This window comes from Marinobacter sp. S6332, from assembly GCF_023016045.1.
Classification (GTDB): Bacteria; Pseudomonadota; Gammaproteobacteria; order Pseudomonadales; family Oleiphilaceae; genus Marinobacter.
Genome location: NZ_JALKAP010000010.1, coordinates 41,764 through 62,524 on the forward strand (window position 1 = coordinate 41,764; position 20,761 = coordinate 62,524).

General features: G+C 54.5%; 17 protein-coding genes. 3 read left to right on the top strand and 14 right to left on the bottom strand.

Going from position 1 to position 20,761, the window contains the following annotated elements:
* Positions 1 to 23: 23 nt before the first annotated feature.
* Positions 24 to 734 (bottom strand): DUF2057 family protein, encoded by a 711-nt coding sequence (locus MWU62_RS14175; protein WP_247115521.1) that lies wholly within the window; start codon positions 732 to 734, stop codon positions 24 to 26.
* Between the two features lie 253 nt (positions 735 to 987).
* On the opposite strand from MWU62_RS14175, the gene MWU62_RS14180 reads away from it, so the two are divergent.
* The gene (locus tag MWU62_RS14180) at positions 988 to 1,191 is read left to right on the top strand and encodes a DUF6316 family protein (RefSeq protein WP_227714421.1); all 204 of its coding nucleotides are present in this window, start codon (positions 988 to 990) and stop codon (positions 1,189 to 1,191) included.
* Positions 1,192 to 1,233: 42 nt separating this feature from the next.
* On the opposite strand, the gene MWU62_RS14185 is transcribed toward MWU62_RS14180, so the two are convergent.
* The 8 genes from MWU62_RS14185 to glyA all read right to left on the bottom strand — a co-directional run bounded on the left by MWU62_RS14185 (position 1,234) and on the right by glyA (position 7,886).
* Complete coding sequence (locus MWU62_RS14185; RefSeq protein ID WP_247115522.1) at positions 1,234 to 1,761, bottom strand: phosphatidylglycerophosphatase A; 528 nt, start codon at positions 1,759 to 1,761, stop codon at positions 1,234 to 1,236.
* A complete protein-coding gene (gene thiL / locus MWU62_RS14190; RefSeq protein ID WP_247115523.1) occupies positions 1,758 to 2,735 on the bottom strand; it encodes a thiamine-phosphate kinase in 978 nt (325 codons plus the stop codon). Before thiL ends, MWU62_RS14185 begins: the two co-directional genes overlap by 4 nt.
* Before the next feature lie 3 nt (positions 2,736 to 2,738).
* A complete protein-coding gene (gene nusB, locus MWU62_RS14195) occupies positions 2,739 to 3,215 on the bottom strand; it encodes a transcription antitermination factor NusB (protein WP_247115524.1) in 477 nt (158 codons plus the stop codon).
* Entirely contained in the window at positions 3,215 to 3,691 is a 477-nt protein-coding gene (ribE, locus tag MWU62_RS14200; RefSeq protein WP_247115525.1) for a 6,7-dimethyl-8-ribityllumazine synthase, read from the bottom strand. The genes nusB and ribE overlap by 1 nt, the downstream gene beginning before the upstream one ends.
* A gap of 47 nt (positions 3,692 to 3,738) precedes the next feature.
* The gene (gene ribBA, locus MWU62_RS14205; RefSeq protein WP_247115526.1) at positions 3,739 to 4,854 is read right to left on the bottom strand and encodes a bifunctional 3,4-dihydroxy-2-butanone-4-phosphate synthase/GTP cyclohydrolase II; all 1,116 of its coding nucleotides are present in this window, start codon (positions 4,852 to 4,854) and stop codon (positions 3,739 to 3,741) included.
* Between the two features lie 76 nt (positions 4,855 to 4,930).
* The gene (gene ribD / locus MWU62_RS14210) at positions 4,931 to 6,046 is read right to left on the bottom strand and encodes a bifunctional diaminohydroxyphosphoribosylaminopyrimidine deaminase/5-amino-6-(5-phosphoribosylamino)uracil reductase RibD (RefSeq protein WP_247115527.1); all 1,116 of its coding nucleotides are present in this window, start codon (positions 6,044 to 6,046) and stop codon (positions 4,931 to 4,933) included.
* Positions 6,043 to 6,561: a transcriptional regulator NrdR gene (gene nrdR / locus MWU62_RS14215; protein ID WP_200366755.1), complete on the bottom strand. Its 519-nt coding sequence runs from the start codon at positions 6,559 to 6,561 to the stop codon at positions 6,043 to 6,045. Before nrdR ends, ribD begins: the two co-directional genes overlap by 4 nt.
* A gap of 71 nt (positions 6,562 to 6,632) precedes the next feature.
* A complete protein-coding gene (gene glyA, locus MWU62_RS14220; RefSeq protein ID WP_247115528.1) occupies positions 6,633 to 7,886 on the bottom strand; it encodes a serine hydroxymethyltransferase in 1,254 nt (417 codons plus the stop codon).
* Positions 7,887 to 8,179: 293 nt separating this feature from the next.
* Here glyA and ettA point away from each other — a divergent pair, with 293 nt between their 5' ends.
* Both ettA and radA read left to right on the top strand, forming a co-directional pair.
* Positions 8,180 to 9,841, top strand: a complete 1,662-nt coding sequence (ettA, locus tag MWU62_RS14225) for an energy-dependent translational throttle protein EttA (RefSeq protein WP_247115529.1) — start codon at positions 8,180 to 8,182, stop codon at positions 9,839 to 9,841.
* Positions 9,842 to 10,132: 291 nt separating this feature from the next.
* Positions 10,133 to 11,509, top strand: coding sequence for a DNA repair protein RadA (gene radA, locus MWU62_RS14230; protein WP_247115530.1), 1,377 nt, complete (start codon positions 10,133 to 10,135; stop codon positions 11,507 to 11,509).
* Positions 11,510 to 11,681: 172 nt separating this feature from the next.
* Here radA and MWU62_RS14235 read toward each other — a convergent pair whose 3' ends face one another.
* The 5 genes from MWU62_RS14235 to gltB all read right to left on the bottom strand — a co-directional run bounded on the left by MWU62_RS14235 (position 11,682) and on the right by gltB (position 20,601).
* Positions 11,682 to 12,050 carry a PilZ domain-containing protein gene (locus MWU62_RS14235; protein ID WP_247115531.1) on the bottom strand — a complete coding sequence of 123 codons (369 nt, stop codon included), beginning with the start codon at positions 12,048 to 12,050 and terminating at the stop codon, positions 11,682 to 11,684.
* A 103-nt stretch (positions 12,051 to 12,153) separates the two neighbouring features.
* Positions 12,154 to 13,416, bottom strand: a complete 1,263-nt coding sequence (locus MWU62_RS14240) for an MFS transporter (protein ID WP_247115532.1) — start codon at positions 13,414 to 13,416, stop codon at positions 12,154 to 12,156.
* Positions 13,417 to 13,450: 34 nt separating this feature from the next.
* A complete protein-coding gene (gene hemE, locus MWU62_RS14245; RefSeq protein WP_247115533.1) occupies positions 13,451 to 14,515 on the bottom strand; it encodes a uroporphyrinogen decarboxylase in 1,065 nt (354 codons plus the stop codon).
* A gap of 128 nt (positions 14,516 to 14,643) precedes the next feature.
* Positions 14,644 to 16,062 carry an FAD-dependent oxidoreductase gene (locus MWU62_RS14250; RefSeq protein WP_247115534.1) on the bottom strand — a complete coding sequence of 473 codons (1,419 nt, stop codon included), beginning with the start codon at positions 16,060 to 16,062 and terminating at the stop codon, positions 14,644 to 14,646.
* A gap of 90 nt (positions 16,063 to 16,152) precedes the next feature.
* On the bottom strand, positions 16,153 to 20,601 hold the full coding sequence (gene gltB / locus MWU62_RS14255) for a glutamate synthase large subunit (protein WP_247115535.1): 4,449 nt from the start codon (positions 20,599 to 20,601) through the stop codon (positions 16,153 to 16,155).
* Between the last annotated feature and the right edge of the window lie 160 nt (positions 20,602 to 20,761).

Here is a 20,761-nt window from a genome sequence, read left to right on the forward strand (position 1 = left end):
CCCCACTCGAAAGCGCTGAGTGCTTACTCAAACGCCCAGCGCAGAAACGCTTTTTTCTCTTCTTCTGACGCAGTCTCCCAGACTGCCTTCAGGCGGTTCAGCGGGCTCACACCTTCGCTATTGGATAAAACCTTACCATCGTCGCTACCCTTGTCGAGGGTTAAGGATGAGCCTGCCACCTGAGTCTTGTCGATACCCGACCAGTTACTTGAACGAGCCAATGCCTCTCCATCGGACCCCACGATCGCTGCCGAAAACTCGGGGAGCGCATCTTCTGCCTGCTGACGGGTTTTAGGTTTAGCAAATTCGAAGCTATAGACCGAATTGGGGCTCGCCTCAAACTGCACAATTTGCGGTTTACTTTCAATCACATGAACCTTCGATTCGCCATTCTTCACAACCCCGGATTTGGCCCAGATTGTTTTGTAGGTGAACACCACCTCGTTTTCACCGGGCAGTAGCGCATAATCCAGCGCTAAGTCGTCCATGAGATAGTTGGTCATTGAACGCCCGTTAACCCGGCTGACATGAATAACTCCCGGCGCTTTCAAGGTTGCCGCGTTCAACGCACTGGCGGGCTCGCCGTCCCAGGTCTCAACTTTTGTAAGTGCGGATGAACAACCAGCCAAAGCTGCTAAAAGCAACGCAGGAAAAAAAATTCGGCTTGTCTGCAGCCACCCACGGAAACCGCTCGTCTCAAACCTTGTAAAACGTAAAACGCTAAAAACATTCATGCTAGTTTCCTTATGGTAAGGGGAAGCTTGTTCGGATCAGGGCCGCCGCCAGTTGAGACGCATTTTGAACATCGTGACAATTGATGGCAACCGGTTCCACAAACTGTGGCTGGCTGCATTTAAACAAGAGGTCAACATATTAATGTTAAAAAAACATTGAATTTGTCAAAAAATGTATTAATTTTAAGCAGACCCCGATAAAACACATATCGCCCGACATGCCATAGACGTAGGTCGGACACCGGAGCCGGCCATGAATACTCAGGGCAGATCAGGAGAAGATCGACGTATTCCTTTTCGGAGTAGTCGCTTTTTTTGTGTCGGAAACAAATGGTACTTCACAACCCGCGAGGGATTCGATAGCGGCCCCTTCGCGTCACGGGAGCGCGCCGAAATCGGATTAAAGCGTTTTCTACACGTGGTAAAGCTGCTTCCTGAAGAACATCAAGTGCACTAACGCAAGCTGCATATATGCTAATGAGAGCCTTGGGCACTTATTCTAAAGTACGTAAGGCATCAGCCAGATATCAATCGCGAGCAAGCACAGAAGCGCCATCACGCCTGCAACTACGTCATCGACCATTATACCCAACCCACCAGGCAACCGCTCATCCAGCCAATTAATAGGCCAGGGCTTGAGCACATCAAAAAACCTGAAGACCAGAAACGCCGACAACACTCCGTAGATTTGGTCTGGAAACAGCCCCAGCGCAATCCACATACCCACAAACTCGTCCCAAACTATGCCGCCGTGGTCGTGTACTTTTAAGTCTGATGCGGTCTTTCCGCATAGCCAAACACCCAGTACGAACGCTAGCGCAACAATAGCCCAGTAAGCTATGGGCGGCAGCCATGCAAATCCGTACCAAAGTGGAATGGCAGCCAAACTACCCCAGGTTCCCGGTGCCCGGGGTGCTGCGCCACTGCCAAAGCCGAAGGCCAAAAGGTGTACCGGGTTCTTCAGGAACCCGGGGGGCAAAATAGCTTGTGGTAAATCCGGTTCTGGCCATTGTTCTTCTTGGCTCATGGCTTTCTCCTGAAATGATCAAAACCTGTCGCTTCAGAACCTGAGACTACAGCACTGCCGTCAAGGCGCAACCCGGCTACGGGTTCAATCACACCGACAACCGTGAGCTGTTGTTTAAGCCACGCCGGTGCCCCTGCCCAGCTCGCTTCTGGAATAGTCGCACACAACTCATAGTCATCACCGGAATGCAGCGCATAATCTTTGGCTGCACTGCCCTTCAAGCGCACGAGCGCACGAGATACAGGTATCCGGGCAAGCTCGATACTGGCACCTACATTAGAAGCCTCAAGAATATGATTAAGATCTGCCAGCAATCCGTCGGATACATCAATGGCGGCTGTCGCAAGCTTCCTGAGGGCTATACCCAACTCTAGTCTTGGCTGCGGATAGTGGTAACGTTCCAGCACAAACTGTTCATCCGCTGCCATGGAATGGCCGGCATCAAGATCGTCTTGGGCCGGAAGGTAGTCTAGTGCGGCGCCAGCATCCCCCAAGGAGCCAGATACAACAATCAGGTCACCAGCTCTGGCTCCGGTGCGGCGAATCGCCCACCCCTGCTCCACAACTCCGTGTACTTGCACGCTCAGTGTCAGAGGGCCGCGGGTTGTGTCGCCACCAGCGAGTGCCAAACCGAAAGACTCAGCCGCATTGCCAAGCCCAAACGCAAAATCCCGCAACCAGAGTTCGTCTGCTTCGGGAAGTGTTAGCGCAAGCGTAAAGCAGTCAGGCTCAGCGCCCATGGCCGCGAGATCACTCGCCGCAACTGCGAGGGCTCTCCAACCAAGATAATCGGGGCGATAACCAACGGGGAAGTGCACGCCTTCAACCAGCGTATCAATAGAAAAAACCAGATCAGAACCGGGTGGAACCCTCTGAACTGCGCAATCGTCGCCCGGCCCCACGATAACCGAGCTGGAACCGTGCAGACGTGCTAACGGCATAAAGTACTGCCGTATCAGCTCAAATTCTCCCATCGGTCAGCGCGGACGCGTCTCGGCAAGGCGCAAGCGGCGGCCCAACTTATCCAGCACACTGTTAACAAACTTATGTCCTTCTGTGCCGCCAAACCGCTTCGCCAGCTCTATGCCTTCATTGATAACTACCTTGTAGGGCACATCCATTCTGTGGCGCAGTTCATAGGCACCCACGCGAACAATGGCCAACTCCACAGGGTCTACTTCAAGTAGCGGGCGATCAAGAAATGGCTCGATCAGCTTGTCCAGCTCCGCCTGTTCACGATGAACACCGCGCAGAACATCGCGAAAATACAGAGAATCCACTTTGGTCATGTCATTATCGACCATGAACTCGGCTTCAATATCCGAAATCGGGCTCTTGGTAAAGTGGCGCTGGTAAAGCCCCTGCATTGCCAGAACCCGGGCACGGCGGCGATCGCCAGCTTTTGGCTGGCCTGTCGGCGCCGGGCGGGGTGTCGTATCTTCAGTGTCGTTCATTACTCACCCAGTTTGTTGAACAGGCTAACCATTTCAAGCGCTGTAATTGCCGCCTCGGCGCCTTTGTTACCGGCTTTGGTGCCAGAGCGCTCAATGGCTTGCTCGATAGAATCCACAGTCAGTACACCAAAGGTTACCGGCACGTCTGTTTCCAGACTTACTGCGCCGATGCCACTAGAGGCCTCTCCCGCTACATACTCAAAATGCGGGGTGCCACCGCGAATCACGGCCCCCAGAGCAATAATGGCACTGTACCCACCGGTTTCGGCAACGCGCTTCACAGCCAGAGGCATCTCATAGGCACCAGGCACACGGACGATGGTTATATCACTGTCTGCAATTCCGTGGCGGCGCAGCGTGTCTATAGCACCCTCCACCAGACTTTCTACAACGAAACCGTTAAAACGACCAACCACCAGCGCATAGCGCCCGGTGCACTGGGTAAAATCACCTTCAATTACTTTGATGTCGGCCATCGGTGGCTCCTTATCGGGCTGCAACCGTAATGTTGCAACCGGGTTTATCAGTCCGGGGTGTAGGGAATGTACTCAACAACTTCCAGATCGAACCCGGAAATGGCTGAGTATTTTACGGGCGGGCTAAGCAGACGCATCTTGCTTACACCTATATCCCGCAGGATTTGGGAACCGGTGCCCACGGTGAAGTACACACCGGAGCTGCCCTTGCCAGAGGGCCCGTGTCCTTGGTCGAAAAACTCCTGAATACGGTCTTCCAGATTGTAGCTGTCCTCCGCGCTGTTAAGCAGAACGACAACGCCACAGCCTTCAGCGGCCACCTTTTCAAGCGCATGGTGCAGTGGCCAGCTTCGAGAATCCTTGCGGCGCGCGCCAAGTAAGTCTCGGAGGGTATCAGTAATATGAACACGCACGTGCACTGGCTCATCTGCCGGAATTTCACCATAAACCATGGCAAGATGCGTGGAACCCTGAATGATATCCCGGTAAGTGCGCAGCTTGAACACGCCGTATTCCGTATCGAGCTGGTTCTCTTCAACACATTCAACGGTGCGTTCGTGGGTGGTGCGGTAGTGGATCAAGTCCGCAATGGTGCCGATTTTGAGCTCGTGCTCTTCAGCAAAACGCTCAAGATCCTCACGGCGGGCCATAGATCCATCGTCATTCATAATTTCACAAATAACACCCGCCGGCTCACTACCCGCGAGAGCAGCCAGATCACAGGAGGCTTCCGTATGGCCCGCGCGACTGAGCACACCGCCGGGGTCAGACATTAATGGGAAGATATGTCCCGGCTGTACTAAATCCGACGCTTTTGCGTTGCGGGCAACGGCTGCCTGCACGGTACGCGCACGATCGGCAGCCGAAATCCCCGTGGTTACGCCCGTTGCCGCTTCAATGGACAGAGTAAACTTGGTACCGAAGCCCGAAGCGTTCTGCTGGACCATCAGGGGCAGCCCCAGCTGCTCGCAGCGATCGCGTGTCATAGGCATACAAATAAGACCACGGCCGAAGCGGGCCATGAAGTTGATGTCCTCGGCGGTGCAGTGTTCGGCCGCCATTACCAGATCACCTTCATTTTCACGATCTTCATCATCCATCAGGATAACCATCTTGCCCTGGCGGATGTCCTCAATGATTTCTTCAACGCTGTTCAGTGCCATACTGTTTTGCACCCTTTCAATGCACCCATTACCGCTCCACAAAAGCAGCTACAGTGCGCACTGTGAATTTAAATGCTTAGCGGCGAATCAGGATCAGACGCTGGTCCTCTCCTACCTGTCGCCGGTCCTGTACCGTCCATTCGATTTTGTCGGCCATGGTTTCAAGCGGAAGATGCGCTGTCGGCCGACCGTTGCTGCCCAGAAACACCGGAGCCTGATAAAGCCAGAGTTCGTCTACTAACTGCTCGTTTATGAACGTGCCCGCCAGCGTTGGTCCAGCCTCAACCAGAAGCTCATTAATGCCCAACTCGCCCAGCGAATCCAAAAGCTCGGCAACGTCGATACCATTATCTTTCCATGAAACACCCTTGAGGCGAATTCCCAATGCCGCAAGATCTTGCGCTGGCGCTGTTGCTAGCGTGGACGATGCGCAAAAAACCTGCACCTTACCGCCTCGCAAAATGGTTGCCGACGGTGGCGTTCTCGCATCTCTATCGGCGATCACGCGAAGCGGTTGCCGCGAAGGCTCGGTGGCGTCGCCAATATCCCCAAGTTCCTCACGGCGGACGGTTAATGAGGGATCGTCCGCGAGCACAGTACCTACACCGGTAAGAATTGCGTCGCTCACCGCACGGAGCCGCTGTACGTCACGGCGAGCTTCTTCACCGGTAATCCATTGGCTCTCGCCGGAGGCCATGGCCGTGCGGCCATCCAAGCTTGCCGCCATTTTCAAGCGCACCCATGGACGGCCGGTATTCATGCGCTTCATAAACCCGGGGTTCAGGCGTGCCGCTTCATCTGCAAGCAGTCCAACATTAACTCTGATCCCGGCTTCACGGAGCATATCAAGCCCCCTGCCCGAAACCGATGGGTTGGGATCCTGTGTGGCTGCAAAAACACGCGATATGCCCGCATCAATCAAGGCCCGTGCGCAGGGCGGCGTACGACCAAAATGACTGCATGGTTCAAGCGTGACATAAGCAGTGGCGCCACGGGCAGCAGTGCCGGCCTCGCTTAAGGCGCGGGCTTCTGCATGCGCTTCCCCGGCTCGCTCGTGCCAGCCTTCACCCAAAATTTTGTCACCACGGGCTATCACGCAGCCAACTCGTGGATTGGGATGCGTTGAATAGCGGCCACGCCATGCAAGCTGCACGGCTCTGGCCATCATGGACCGTTCCCGGAGTTCGGTCATTTCTTTCCTTCAGGAGATTGCTTGTCCGCCAATGCCTTTGCAACATCAACCGCCGCCTCGCCGTTGCTGGCTGAGAGCCGCTCAATTTCTTCCTTGAATTCATTGATGTCTTGAAAGCTGCGGTAAACAGAGGCAAAGCGCACATAGGCTACCTTATCGAGCTGCCGAAGCTCGGTCATTACCTCTTCGCCCAGCTGCATGGATTTCACCTCACGCTCGCCCGTTGCCCGTAGGCGGTAGCGTATACGATTCAGTGCAGCATCAATTTGCTCAATACTAACCGGGCGCTTTTCCAGCGCCTTCATAATACCGGAACGCAACTTGTCTTCGTCAAAAGGCTGCCGAACGCCGTCTTGCTTGACGACCCTTGGCATTATCAGTTCTGCGGACTCAAACGTGGTAAAGCGTTCGCGGCAGGAAAGGCACTCTCTGCGGCGGCGCACCTGATCGCCCTCGGTAACGAGCCGCGAGTCAATAACTTTAGTATCCGCTTCACCACAGAAAGGACAGTGCATATCAGGTACTCCGGGAGGGCGCCGGGTGGTGCGGCTATCGCGCACCTTGCCCGGCAAGCATTACCAGACGCTTATGCGTATACCGGGAAGCGCGCGCACAGGGCTTCAACCTGCTCACGGACACGGCTATTCACGGTTTCGTCTTCCAGATTATCAAGGATATCGCAGATCCAACCTGCCAGCTCACGACATTCGGCTTCACCAAAGCCACGAGTTGTAATCGCTGGCGTACCAAGGCGCAGGCCAGAGGTCACAAACGGCGAGCGCGGGTCGTTAGGCACAGCGTTCTTGTTCACGGTAATGTGCGCACGACCCAGTGCCGCGTCTGCATCTTTACCTGTGATGTCCTGTTTGATGAGACTGACCAAGAACAGATGGTTTTTGGTGCCACCGGAAACCACATCGTAGCCGCGGTCAACAAATACGTTCGCCATAGCGGAAGCGTTCTTGACCACCTGCTGCTGATAGGTCTTGAACTCGTCGCTCATAGCCTCTTTGAAGCAGATTGCTTTGGCAGCAATCACATGCATCAAGGGGCCGCCTTGACCACCCGGGAAAACAGCGGAATTCAGCTTCTTATGCAGAGCTTCATCGTCGCACGCCAGAATCAGGCCGCCACGGGGTCCGCGCAGGGTTTTATGAGTTGTTGTGGTGACCACATGTGCGTGAGGCATGGGGTCGGGATAAACGCCCGCGGCTACCAGACCAGCTACGTGGGCCATATCGACAAACAGGTAGGCGTCAACCTTGTCGGCAATGGCGCGAAAACGGGCAAAATCCAATTCCTGAGAATAGGCGGAGAAACCGGCAATGATCATCTTCGGCTTGTGCTCAACCGCCAGCGCTTCTAGCTCATCGTAGTCGATCAGGCCGGTATCCGTATCGATACCATATTGCACGGCATTGTAGATCTTGCCGGAAAAATTCACGCCAGCACCGTGGGTTAGGTGGCCACCGTGGGCCAAACTCATGCCTAAAACCGTATCGCCCGGATTAACCAGCGCCATAAAGACTGCTGAGTTGGCCTGCGAACCGGAGTGCGGCTGTACGTTGGCGTAGGCGGCACCAAACAGCTCCTTGGCGCGATCAATAGCCAACTGCTCGGCAATATCGACAAATTCACAACCACCATAGTAACGCTTGCCGGGGTAACCCTCAGCGTACTTGTTAGTAAGGTCACTGCCTTGAGCTTCCATTACTCTCGGGCTGGTGTAGTTCTCTGATGCAATCAGCTCAATATGAGCCTCCTGACGCTTGCTTTCCGCCCGCATGGCGTTCCAGAGTTCGTCGTCGAAACCGGCGATCTTCATATCACGATTAAACATCGGTGTGCTGCCCCTGTGTGCTTGACTGGTCCGGAGAGTCTTGGGAATGACTCCGGAATCCCTTAAAATTTGGGCCGCCATTCTAGCCCATTACTGGGTTGGAAATCATCCTTTATACTGTTCGCAGATACCGTCATGCCGATATCGCCTGTTTCCCCGAAATTGCTATAGCTCCCTTGTTTCGATACCTTACAGACCCAACTGTCAGTCCTAATTGCAAGGTTGCGCAAGGCGATAGCAAAAAGCCCTTGCGGAACCTTCTCACATCTCGTTTTTAAGAGGGTAATGCCTTTATGGCCCAATACGTATATAGCATGAACCGCGTGGGCAAGGTGGTTCCGCCCAAGCGTGAAATCCTCAAGGATATTTCCCTGAGCTTCTTCCCTGGCGCCAAAATTGGCGTACTCGGTCTCAACGGTTCCGGTAAGTCCACCCTTTTACGCATTATGGCGGGTGTGGATCAGGATTACATCGGTGAGGCCCGCCCCCAGCCCGGCATCAAAGTGGGCTACCTGCCTCAGGAGCCGGAACTGGACGACAGCAAAACGGTTAAAGAGATTGTCGATGAGGCAGTTTCTGAAGTTCATGATGCACTGGCAGAACTGGACAAGGTTTATGCTGCCTACGCTGAACCGGATGCAGATTTTGATGCGCTAGCCAAAAAGCAAGGCGAGCTGGAAGCGTTGATTCAGGCCACCGACGGCCACGATATAGAACGCAAAATGGAAGTAGCTGCTGATGCCCTGCGCCTACCCGCTTGGGATCAGCCGGTAAAAAATCTCTCCGGTGGTGAGCGTCGTCGCGTGGCTCTCTGCCGCCTGCTCCTCTCCGGCCCGGACATGCTTTTGCTGGACGAGCCGACCAACCATCTGGACGCAGAGTCCGTAGCCTGGCTGGAGCGCTTCCTGCACGATTACGAAGGCACTGTGGTTGCCATCACACACGACCGTTACTTCCTCGACAACGTAGCTGGCTGGATTCTGGAACTGGACCGTGGTCAGGGCATCCCGTTTGAAGGTAACTACAGCCAGTGGCTGGAGAATAAGGAACAGCGCCTGAGCACTGAAGCAAAACAGGAAGCCTCGCGCCAGAAGGCCATCAAGCAGGAACTGGAATGGGTACGCAGCAACGCCAAAGGCCGTCAGTCAAAGAGCAAAGCCCGCCTTGCCCGCTTTGAAGAAATGAGCTCTCAGGATTTCCAGAAGCGCAATGAAACCAATGAGATATACATACCACCCGGGCCTCGCTTAGGTGACAAGGTCATCGAAGTGGAAGGCATAAGCAAGGCTTTTGATGATCGCCTGCTTTACGAAGATGTTTCCTTCACTGTGCCACCAGGAGCAATTGTCGGCATTATCGGTGGTAACGGCGCCGGTAAATCCACCCTGTTCCGCATGATAGCCGGTCATGACCAGCCCAACTCCGGCACCATCACCGTGGGTGAAACCGTTCAACTTGCCTATGTGGATCAAAGCAGAGATCTGGACGGTTCGAAAACTGTGTGGGAACTGCTAAGTGAAGGACAGGACATCATTAAGGTCGGCAACTACGAAACGCCTTCAAGGGCCTATGCCGGCCGCTTCAACTTTAAAGGCTCAGACCAGCAGAAGCGCGTAGGCGATTTGTCTGGTGGTGAGCGTAATCGTCTGCACTTAGCGAAGCTATTGAAAGAAGGCGGCAACGTGCTGCTGTTGGACGAACCTACCAACGACTTGGACGTAGAGACTCTGCGCGCGCTGGAGGAAGCTCTGCTGAATTTCCCGGGCTCCGCTATGGTTATCTCGCACGACCGCTGGTTCCTTGACCGAGTAGCCACGCACATCCTGGCGTTTGAGGATGATGGCGAGGTGGTGTACTTCGAGGGTAATTTCGCCGAGTACGACGAAGACCACAAGAAGCGCAAAGGGGATTCCGCCATGGTGCCCCAGCGCATGAAGTATAAGAAGTTGGCTTAATGGCAACACCCCCTCTCCCCAACCCCTCTCCCTCAAGGGGCGAGGGGCTTTACTGCACTGCCTGTAAGCTGGTGGCTGGACCTGCGAGATTTGTGTAGGGCCTTGCAGGCTTTGGGTGGGTAGCTCCCCAACCCCTCTCCCTCGGGGGAAAGGGGCTTTACTGCACTGCCTGTGAGATTTGTGCAGAGATCTCAGGCTTCAGGTGTGTAGCTCCCCTCTCCCTTCACGGGAGAGAGGCCGGGGGAGAGGGTGAAAGGTTAAACGCTCCGCAAAACCATCAGGACTATCTTCATGGCAAAAGCCAAAACCGCCTACGTCTGTACCGAGTGCGGCGCAGACTACTCCAAATGGCAGGGCCAGTGCACGGCTTGCCAAACCTGGAACACTGTCAGCGAAGTTCGTGGCGTTAGCAGCAATGCCAAGGGCGCTCGCGGTGTGCGTTTTGAAGGCTTCGCGGGCAGCCTTTCCGCTGTTCAAAGCTTGGATGAGGTAAGCCTCGCCGAGCAGGAGCGCATAAGTACCGGCATGCAGGAATTCGACCGGGTTCTAGGTGGCGGGCTTGTGGAAGGTTCTGCTGTGCTTATGGGCGGACACCCCGGCGCAGGCAAGAGTACGCTGCTGCTTCAAGCTGTGTGTCACTTGGCTGCTAGCATGCCAGCGCTTTATGTAACAGGCGAAGAATCTCTGCAGCAAGTGGCCATGCGCGCGAAGCGGCTTGGCTTGCCCACCAAAGACTTGAAAATGCTTTCAGAGACCAGTGTCGAGCGTGTTATGCAGGTGGCTGAGGCGGAGAAACCACGAATTTTGGTGGTGGACAGTATCCAGGTGATGCACGTTGCGGACATTGAATCAGCTCCGGGTTCGGTTTCTCAGGTTCGAGAAAGTGCTGCGTTTTTGACTCGCTTTGCCAAACAGACGGGCACAATTCTGTTTTTGGTAGGCCATGTCACCAAGGATGGTAGCCTTGCTGGGCCGAAAGTTTTGGAGCACATGATTGACTGCTCTATTCTGCTGGAGGGCTCCAGTGACAGCCGTTACCGCACCTTGCGCGGGATTAAGAACCGCTTTGGCGCGGTGAACGAGCTTGGTGTGTTCGCTATGTTGGAGCAGGGTCTGAAGGAGGTTAAGAACCCCAGCGCTATTTTCCTGAACCGTGGTGAGGAAGCTGCGCCCGGTAGTGTGGTTATGGTGGTGTGGGAAGGCACACGGCCGATGCTGGTGGAGATTCAGGCGTTGGTAGACATGGCTCAGGGTGGTTACCCTCGGCGTGTTGCAGTGGGGCTGGATCAGAATCGTTTGGCCATGCTTCTGGCCGTGCTGCACCGCCATGGTGGCTTGCATGTGTCGGATCAGGATGTGTTTGTGAATGTGGTGGGTGGCGTGAAGGTTAATGAGACCAGCGCGGATTTGGCGTTGCTGGCTGCCATTGTGTCTTCTTTTCGGGATCGGGCGTTGCCGCAGGATTTGGTGATTTTTGGGGAGGTTGGGTTATCGGGGGAGATTCGCCCGGTGCCTAGTGGTCAGGAGCGTATTAATGAGGCGGCGAAGCATGGGTTTACTCGTGCTCTGGTACCCAAAGCCAATGCACCACGTAAAGCTATAGCGGGGATGAAGGTGACTCCAGTAACTAAGCTTAGTGAGGCTATTACAGCATTGGAGGAGTTATAACCTCATATCTTGGCGCATGGACAGCACTGGCAGGCGCAATCCAAAAAACGCTCCAAGCACATCCATGTGGCTTGTCTCCGGCCGTCCATGGCCTACGACATTTTTGGATTGCGCCTGCCAGTGCTGTCCTCAAACATAGAACGTGCTTTCCCCAACGCCGTACGGAAACCGACTAACCAATTAAGTGCGCAAACTCCCGATCAAGAAGAACCTGATCCCCCAGATTCAACTCAACAAGGCGCTTCAGGTGTGTCGCACTTTCCAGATCTATGTACTGGCACTTGAAACCCAACCTGTGGGATTCGATGTGCTTTAACTCAACCGCCATAACAATCCCTACATGCTCCCCATCAAGATGGATAACCACCTCACAGGGTTGGTTTAACGGCACATCCCACCCTTCTGGACGTTTAACCAAAACGCCTTTCAGGGAAATGTCCAAAACCTCTGTTATCCACACGCTGTCAATCGCATGCAATTCGCAAGGCGCATCAAAGCTTATTCGGTGGAATTTCCGTTTTTCTGAGGCTTTGTCGGGCAAGGGGTCGCTCCTTTAGTGGTATCCGGCATCTGTTCGAACTATAGCCGCAACTGCGGTTTCTATCCAGAAAGGTCCTTTTGAAGGTGCAGCGGGCGGGTGTGGGTCAGCAGTCTCGGCCGTTTTCATTTTGGCAGCGCGGGTCTAGGCCGGTGGCGATGGGGGCTACATCGGGGAGGGGAACGTATTTTTCCCGCAGGGCTTTGGGGATTGATGGTCGTACGCCCAAGCGCATGAGTACGTACATGGCGTAGATCAAAGCCACGGCTGATTCGAATAAAAAGAAGCTGTAGGGTCCGAAAACTGCCATCAACGCAGCGGCTACCATTGGGCCAACGGTTGCGCCTATGGAGTGTATCATCAGCAATCGGCCAGATGCGGCGACGTAGTATTTCCGTTCAAGGCGGTCGAAGGTTTCGGCAACGCAAAGCGGATAGATGCTGCTCATGGCACCGCCAAATAGGAGGGCCATTACCAGCAAGGCAGTAAACGGTATTCCGGCGGCGGCAGATCCGGACAGTATTAGCCATAGCCCTCCCACAGCTATCAGGGCAATGGACATTATCAGGCGCCGGTCATATCGATCCGCCAGTACACCCATGGGTAGTTGGAAGGCAAGCCCGCCAAGCACTACGGTGCTCATAAACATAGCGGCTTCCGTTACGCTCAGTCCGATTCTGCTCGCGAAGACGATGCCAAGGGCGTAGAAGGATCCGATCATTAGGCCCGCTACTGCAGCGCCAATTAGGCCGACAGGCGATGCAGCATAGAGAGCCTTTACACTAAGCACGCGGCTGTCGCTGAGGTTAGGCTCCCCTAGGCTGATCATTGCGACGGGTATTAGAGAAACCACCGTTAGGGCTGCGGCCAACATGAAGAGATCCGGAGCAGTTGGGTCGGCCAGGTTAACCATGGTTTGGCCAACCACAATCGCGAGATAGTAGGTGAGCATGTAGAAACCGAGGATGCGCCCCCGGGTTTGGTTACTGCTTTTGGTATTGAGCCAGCTTTCTATTGTGGCGGTTAAACCGGCAATGCAAAACCCGTTAACAACTCGAAGGGCAACCCAAGCGGCCGGGTGGGTAAAAGCGGTATAGGCGAGAGTTACGGTAGCAGCCAGTGCTGCGAAAGCGGCGAAGGCGCGGATATGTCCAATGCGGAGGATGACCCGCTTGCCGCGCCAACCACCAAGCGCAAGGCCAAAGTAGTAGGCGGCCATGATCGCACCTGTAAGAGCGACCGGGTAACCTGCCGCCTCCATTCGAAGCGGCAGAACAACGCCAAGCAGATTATTGCCCGCTATGAGGGCGGCTGTGCCGCCCAACAGGGGTCTGATTGAGGTGAGAACCGCACTTAGGCTACGTGTCATAGGCAGTGCACTACCCCCCTCGACTTAACTCAGTTTAGCGATGGTACTCCGGGCTCAATTCAACAACCGCCTCGATGAACGCCTTGGCGTGCTCCGGATCTACATCCGGCGTAATGCCGTGGCCAAGGTTAAAGATGTGACCTGGCCCGGAGCCGTAGCGGCGCAGGATGTCGCCTACTTCTTCGCGAATCCGTGCTTTAGGGGCGTAGAGCATGGTGGGGTCCATATTGCCTTGCAGAGCCACGCGATCACCCACACGGGAACGGGCATTGCCGATGTCCGTAGTCCAGTCGAGGCCAACGGCATCAGCGCCAGAGTCGGCAATGGACTCAAGCCACTGGCCACCGTTTTTGGTGAACAGGATTACCGGCACATAGCGCCCATCGTTTTCGCGAATCAGGTTATCGACAATCTTCTTCATGTAACGCAGAGAGAACTCCTCGTACGCCCAGCCGCTGAGCATGCCGCCCCAAGTATCAAAAATCTGAACGGCTTGAGCACCAGCCTTAATCTGGCCGTTGAGGTAATCGATGACTGCGTCCGCGAGAAGGTCCAGAAGTTGATGCATTACCTCCGGCTGGCCGTACATGAGTTTTTTGGCTTCGCGGAAATCTTTGGACGAGCCACCTTCAACCATATAGGTCGCCAGCGTCCAGGGGCTACCCGAGAAGCCGATCAAGGGAACGCGGCCATTGAGCGCGCCACGGATGGTGGAAACAGCATTCATCACGTAATCAAGGTCGGTTTCTGCCTTGATCTTCGGCATTGCATCCAAATCCGCTTGGGAGCGTATGGTGTGTTTGAACTTGGGGCCTTCGCCGGTTTCAAAGTACAACCCTAAGCCCAAAGCATCGGGAATGGTGAGAATATCAGAGAACAGAATAGCGGCATCCAGCGGGAAACGCTCAAGCGGCTGGAGAGTCACCTCGCACGCCAAGGGCGTGTTCTTGCACAAGCTGAGGAAGTCACCCGCTTTTTCCCGGGTAGCGCGATACTCGGGCAAATAACGGCCGGCCTGGCGCATCATCCATACCGGGGTACGATCAACAGGCTGGCGCATCAGGGCGCGCAGGAAGCGGTCATTCTTCAACTCGGTCATAAGGATCCCAACATTGTCTCTTTCAAGTGGTCTAAACGGAACGAGAGCAATGATACCCCGTTTGCCATAATAAAAAAGGCCAGCTTACCCTTACTAAGCTGGCCTTCTGATCCGAATCAAAGCGTTTGTCAGATATCCAGATAATCCATGATGCCCTCAGCAGCCTGACGGCCTTCCCAGATTGCGGTCACCACAAGGTCTGAGCCTCGAACCATGTCGCCACCGGCAAAAACTTTCGGATTGCTAGTTTGGAAGCCGTATTCCGCCTTTTCCGGGGCGGTTACCCTGCCCGACTCGTCGGTATTGATGGTTAAGTCATCAAACCAGTCCGCCGGGCTTGGACGAAAGCCGAAAGCAACCAGCACTGCGTCTGCCGGGATAACCTCTTCACTACCGGGCACCACTTCCGGGCGGCGACGACCGTTTTCATCGGGCTCACCAAGCTGTGTCGACACCACTTTTACACCTTCCACCTGATCCTCGCCAATGATGGCGATGGGTTGGCGATTGAATAGAAACTTAACGCCTTCTTCCTTGGCGTTGGAAACTTCGCGGCGCGAGCCTGGCATGTTGGCCTGATCGCGACGATAAGCGCAGATCACGCTTTCTGCCTGCTGGCGGATAGAGGTGCGGTTGCAGTCCATGGCGGTATCACCGCCACCAAGCACCACCACGCGTTTGCCTTTCATATCAATGAAATCCGCCGGATCTTGTTCAAAGCCAAGTCGACGGTTAACGTTGGATACGAGGAACGGCAAGGCATCGTAGACCCCCGGCAAATCCTCGCCCGGAAAGCCACCCTTCATGTAGGTGTAGGTTCCCATGCCCATAAACACAGCATCGTATTCGTCAAGAATGTCCTGCATCTGAACATCCTTACCCACTTCTGTGGACAAACGGAACTCAACACCCATTTCCTCAAACACTTGACGCCGCCGCGCCATCACAGATTTTTCCAGTTTAAATTCCGGGATTCCGAAGGTCAGCAAGCCGCCGATCTCTGGATACATATCAAACACCACCGGCTTCACACCGTTGCGTACCAGCACATCGGCACAACCCAAACCTGCAGGGCCCGCACCTATCACGGCTACCTTTTTATCCGTCCACTTAACCGCAGACATGTCCGGTTTCCACCCCAGAGCGAAGGCCGTATCGGTAATGTACTTTTCAACAGAGCCGATAGTAACCGCGCCAAAGCCGTCGTTCAGGGTGCAGGCACCTTCACACAAGCGATCCTGAGGGCAAACCCGGCCACACACTTCTGGCAGCGAGTTGGTTTGATGACACAACTCCACAGCTTTCATGATATTACCCTCCGACACCAACTTCAGCCAGTTCGGGATGTAGTTGTGCACCGGACACTTCCACTCACAATAAGGATTGCCGCACTCCAGACAGCGATGGGACTGGGATGCCGCATGATCTGCCGCAAGCGGGTGGTAGATTTCACCGAATTCTTTTTTGCGCTTCTTCGCAGGCACCTTCTTTGGGTCTACCCGCCCTACTTCCACAAATTGGAAATCGTTGTTAAGTCGTTCTTTCATGTTGGCGCTCTCATCAGCTCAATATCGACAAGGGCTGCTGATCTGAGCAGCCCTAAACCCTTACAAGGAAACAGACTCAATGCACTGACCTTACTCAGGACGCGCACGGGTACTTGCCAGAAGGCTGCGCAAATTCGCAGCTTTGGGTTTCACCAGCCAAAAGCGGCCGATGTAGTCGTCGAAATCTTCAAGAATGTGCTCAGCCCAGGCGCTGCCGGTTTCCGAGATATGCTCGCGAATCACGCTGCGCAGATGGTTGCGGTAAGCCTCCATGTCCTCGCGGGAAATACGCTGTATCTCCACCAGTTCGTGGTTGTATTTATCGACAAACGTGTTGTCCATGTCGAGTACATACGCGAACCCGCCAGTCATACCTGCACCAAAATTGGCACCAGTAGAGCCTAGTACCGTCACCAGCCCGCCAGTCATATATTCACAGCAGTGATCGCCTGCGCCTTCAACCACGGCATGGGCGCCAGAGTTACGAACAGCGAAACGCTCTCCGGCTGTGCCACCGGCAAACAGCTTACCGCCCGTAGCTCCGTACAAGCAGGTGTTACCAACAATGGCTGTGTTCTGGGATTCGAAAGCACTACCACGGGGCGGTTTAACCACCAGCTTGCCGCCGGTCATGCCTTTGCCAACATAGTCGTTGGCGTCACCTTCAAGAATGAGGTTAAGCCCGCCAACGTTCCAGACACCAAAGCTCTGACCAGCAGTACCCACGAGATCCAGCGTTATGGGTGCATCGGCCATGCCTTGGTTTCCATGCTTCGCTGCAATTTCACCTGAAATACGGGCACCAATTGAGCGATCACAGTTGGTGACGCGGTAACTCCACGCGCCTCCGGTTTTGTCTTCAATCGCAGGCGCTATGGCCTTAAGCATTTCTTCCGCCAGTAAGCCTTGGTCGAAAGGCAGGTTGCGCTCAACTTGACACGTTTGGGGTTTTTCCTCGGGAATATGGTCGTTGGACACTAGCCGTGTTAGATCCAACTTTTTCTGCCGCTCGGTGTCGCCCGGCAGACGCACAAGAAGGTCAACACGCCCGACCAATTCTTCTAACGTGCGCACTCCCAACTTGGCCATCCACTCGCGGGTTTCTTCCGCCACAAAACGGAAGAAGTTCATAGCCATTTCTACCGTGCCTTTGAAGTGTTCCTCACGGAGATGCTCATTCTGAGTTGCAACGCCGGTTGCGCAATTGTTCAGGTGGCAGATACGAAGATACTTGCAACCCAGCGCCACCATGGGGGTGGTTCCGAACCCGAAACTTTCAGCACCAAGAATGGCCGCTTTCACGACATCCAAACCAGTTTTAATACCACCATCCGTTTGCAAACGGATTTTCCCACGCAAGTCGTTCGCTCTCAGCGCTTGCTGGGTTTCTGTTAATCCCAGTTCCCAAGGCGAGCCAGCGTAGCGTATCGAGGCTAGGGGGCTTGCCGCCGTACCTCCGTCGTAGCCGGAGACAGTAATCAGATCGGCATAAGCCTTGGCTACACCTGCCGCAATGGTGCCGACGCCGGGTTCGGAGACCAGTTTGACCGAAACCAGCGCCTGCGGATTCACCTGCTTGAGATCAAAGATCAGCTGCGCCAAATCTTCTATCGAGTAGATATCGTGGTGCGGTGGCGGCGATATCAAGGTAACGCCCGGCACCGAGTAGCGCAGACGCGCGATCAGCTGATTCACCTTGCCACCGGGCAACTGCCCGCCTTCACCAGGCTTGGCTCCTTGTGCCACCTTAATCTGCATAACATCGGCGCTACGCAGGTACTCTGCGGTTACACCAAAGCGGCCGGAAGCGACCTGTTTAATTTTGGATCGTTTTTCCGTGCCATAGCGAACGGGGTCCTCACCACCCTCACCAGAATTGGAGCGCCCGCCAAGAGTATTCATGGCCACCGCCAGCGCCTCGTGGGCTTCCGGCGATAGAGCGCCTAGAGACATAGCCGCAGAGTCAAACCGAGGAAAGATACTCTCAACCGGTTCAACGTCGGAAAGCCCAATAGCTTCAATATCCTCACGGAACCCAAGCAAATCCCGGATAGTCGCAACAGGCCGTTCATTAACCAGCGCCGCGTATTCTTTGTAGTGCCCGTAATCCCCAGTGCTGACTGCATCCTGCAGTTTACCGACCACGTCCGGGTTAAACGCGTGATATTCCTGACCATGGATGTACTTCAGGAGGCCACCCGGGGTAATGGGCTTACGCGGCTTCCACGCCGTAGCCGCAAGTTGTTCTTGATCCTGCTGAAAATCAATAAAGCCCGCGCCTTGAACTCGATTTGGCACGCCTTTAAAGCAGAGGTCGACAACTTCATCAGCCATACCTATGGCTTCGAAAAGCTGGGCTCCTCGATATGAAGCGATGGTAGAAATGCCCATCTTGGACATGATCTTTAACAGGCCTTTGTTTATGCCCTTACGATAGTTGTTCTTCGCTTCGATTGGATCCATCAGCAGTTCGCCGGTTCGGATCAGATCGTTCATCACCTGATACGCCAGATACGGATAAACCGCCGTTGCGCCAAAGCCAAACAGCACAGCAAAGTGGTGAGGGTCACGGGCCCAACCGGTTTCCACAATAATGTTGGAGTCGCAACGCAAACCCTGAGTCACCAGATGATGATGAACCGCCCCAGTTGCCATTAGCGAGCTAACAGGCAGCTCACCCTGCTGTAGGTTCTTGTCCGAAAGAATCAGTAAAACCTTGCCGTCACGGACGGCTTGGGCTGCCTCCTCACACACTCGCCGAATAGCTTGTTCAAGCCCGAACTCTGGCGAATAGCCTAAGGAGATGATCACCTCGGCAAATCCCGGTCGCTTGGTGCCCTCTAACCGGAGAAACTTTGCGGGCGACAGTACGGGCGTTGTCAGAATAATCCGATCAGCATGCTCGGCGGTTTCATCAAATACATTCCGCTCCGCACCCAAGCAGGTTTCCAGCGACATCACTATGGCTTCGCGCAGCGGGTCAATTGGCGGGTTGGTTACCTGAGCAAACTTTTGCCGGAAATAATCAGCCACATGGCGAACCTTGCTCGATAAGACGGCCATTGGCGTGTCGTCGCCCATGGACCCAACCGCTTCCTGAGCATTTTCAGCAAGAGGGCGCAGGATCTGGTCGCGCTCCTCATAGGACACCATAAACATCTTCTGGTGTACCAGCAGTTCATCGGCATCCATCAGCCGGAATTCAGGCGTCTCTTGATTGAAGGTGGTTTCCACTCTCAGCGCATTTTCACGCAGCCACTGCCGATAAGGCTTTGCAGTCTTGAGACGTTGATCAATATCACGGGTGTGCAACACCTCACCCGTTTCTGTATCAATAGCGAGCATTTGCCCGGGACCCACGCGGCCTTTAGCGACCACATCCGCTGGCTGGTAACCGTAGGTACCAATCTCCGACGCCAAGGTGATGAAATCATCCTTGGTAATCACCCAACGCGCTGGCCGCAAGCCGTTGCGATCAAGCATGCAGACAGCGTAACGGCCATCCGACATAACGAGGCCAGCTGGACCATCCCAGGGTTCCATATGCATGGAGTTGTATTCGTAAAACGCCCGGAGCTCAGAATCCATTGTGTCGACGTTTTGCCAAGCTGGCGGAATCATCATGCGCGTCGCACGGAATAGATCCACGCCACCTGCCAGAAGGATTTCAAGCATATTGTCCATGCTTGATGAGTCAGATCCGGCCAGATTCACGAGCGGCTGCAGAGTTTGCAAATCCGGCAAGTTTGGGGAGCTAAATTTTGCGGCTCGAGCAATGGCCCAATTGCGATTGCCATCAATGGTATTGATTTCGCCGTTATGAGCCAGATAGCGAAATGGTTGAGCAAGAGGCCAGCGAGGCATGGTGTTGGTGGAGAATCGCTGATGAAACACGCAAATCGCGGTAGCAAAATCAGGATCGCCCAAATCCTGATAAAAGTTAGCCAGATCCGCTGGCATCATGAGGCCTTTGTACGCGAGTGTGCGATGGGAAAGGCTGCAGATATAGAACTCTGAATCGTCCGCCATATCCCGCTCGGCATGGCGACGCCCAATAAATAGGCTGATAGCAAACTCTTGCTCAGACTTACCGGCCGGCGTTAAAAACACCTGCTCGATACGAGGCATGCAATCCAAAGCCATTGGTCCAAGGCAACTATCGTCAACTGGCACTTCACGCCAGCCCATAACTTCAAGCCCCTGTTCTACCAACCGCTTTTCAACTGCCGCCCGGCCTTTGGCAGCTTTAGCCGAATCCGGGTTCAGGAACACCTGACCCACGGCAAACAAGCTCTCTGGCTCCTTACCGAACGCGGATTTGGCCGCTTTTTTTAGGAACGCAATAGGGCTTTGGATAAGTAGACCGCAACCATCACCGGTCTTGCCATCTGCCGCGATGCCACCTCGGTGGGTCATGCAGGTGAGTGATTCTATAGCTGTTTGCAACAGCTTGTGGCTAACCTCGCCTTTCATGTGGGCAATCAACCCAAAACCGCAGTTATCCTTGAATTCGTCGGGGTGATACAGACCTTCTCTCATAAGCGCCCTCTTGCATAGAAATGCATCTTAATCAGCGACTTGCGCACCAAAACAGTGCAAGAAATCAACCGACGTTAAAAAAATTGGGCGGTTACACTACACACGTAAAAGTACGTACGCAACAAAAATCGACATCACTTATTTGAACGGCGCCGTAGCA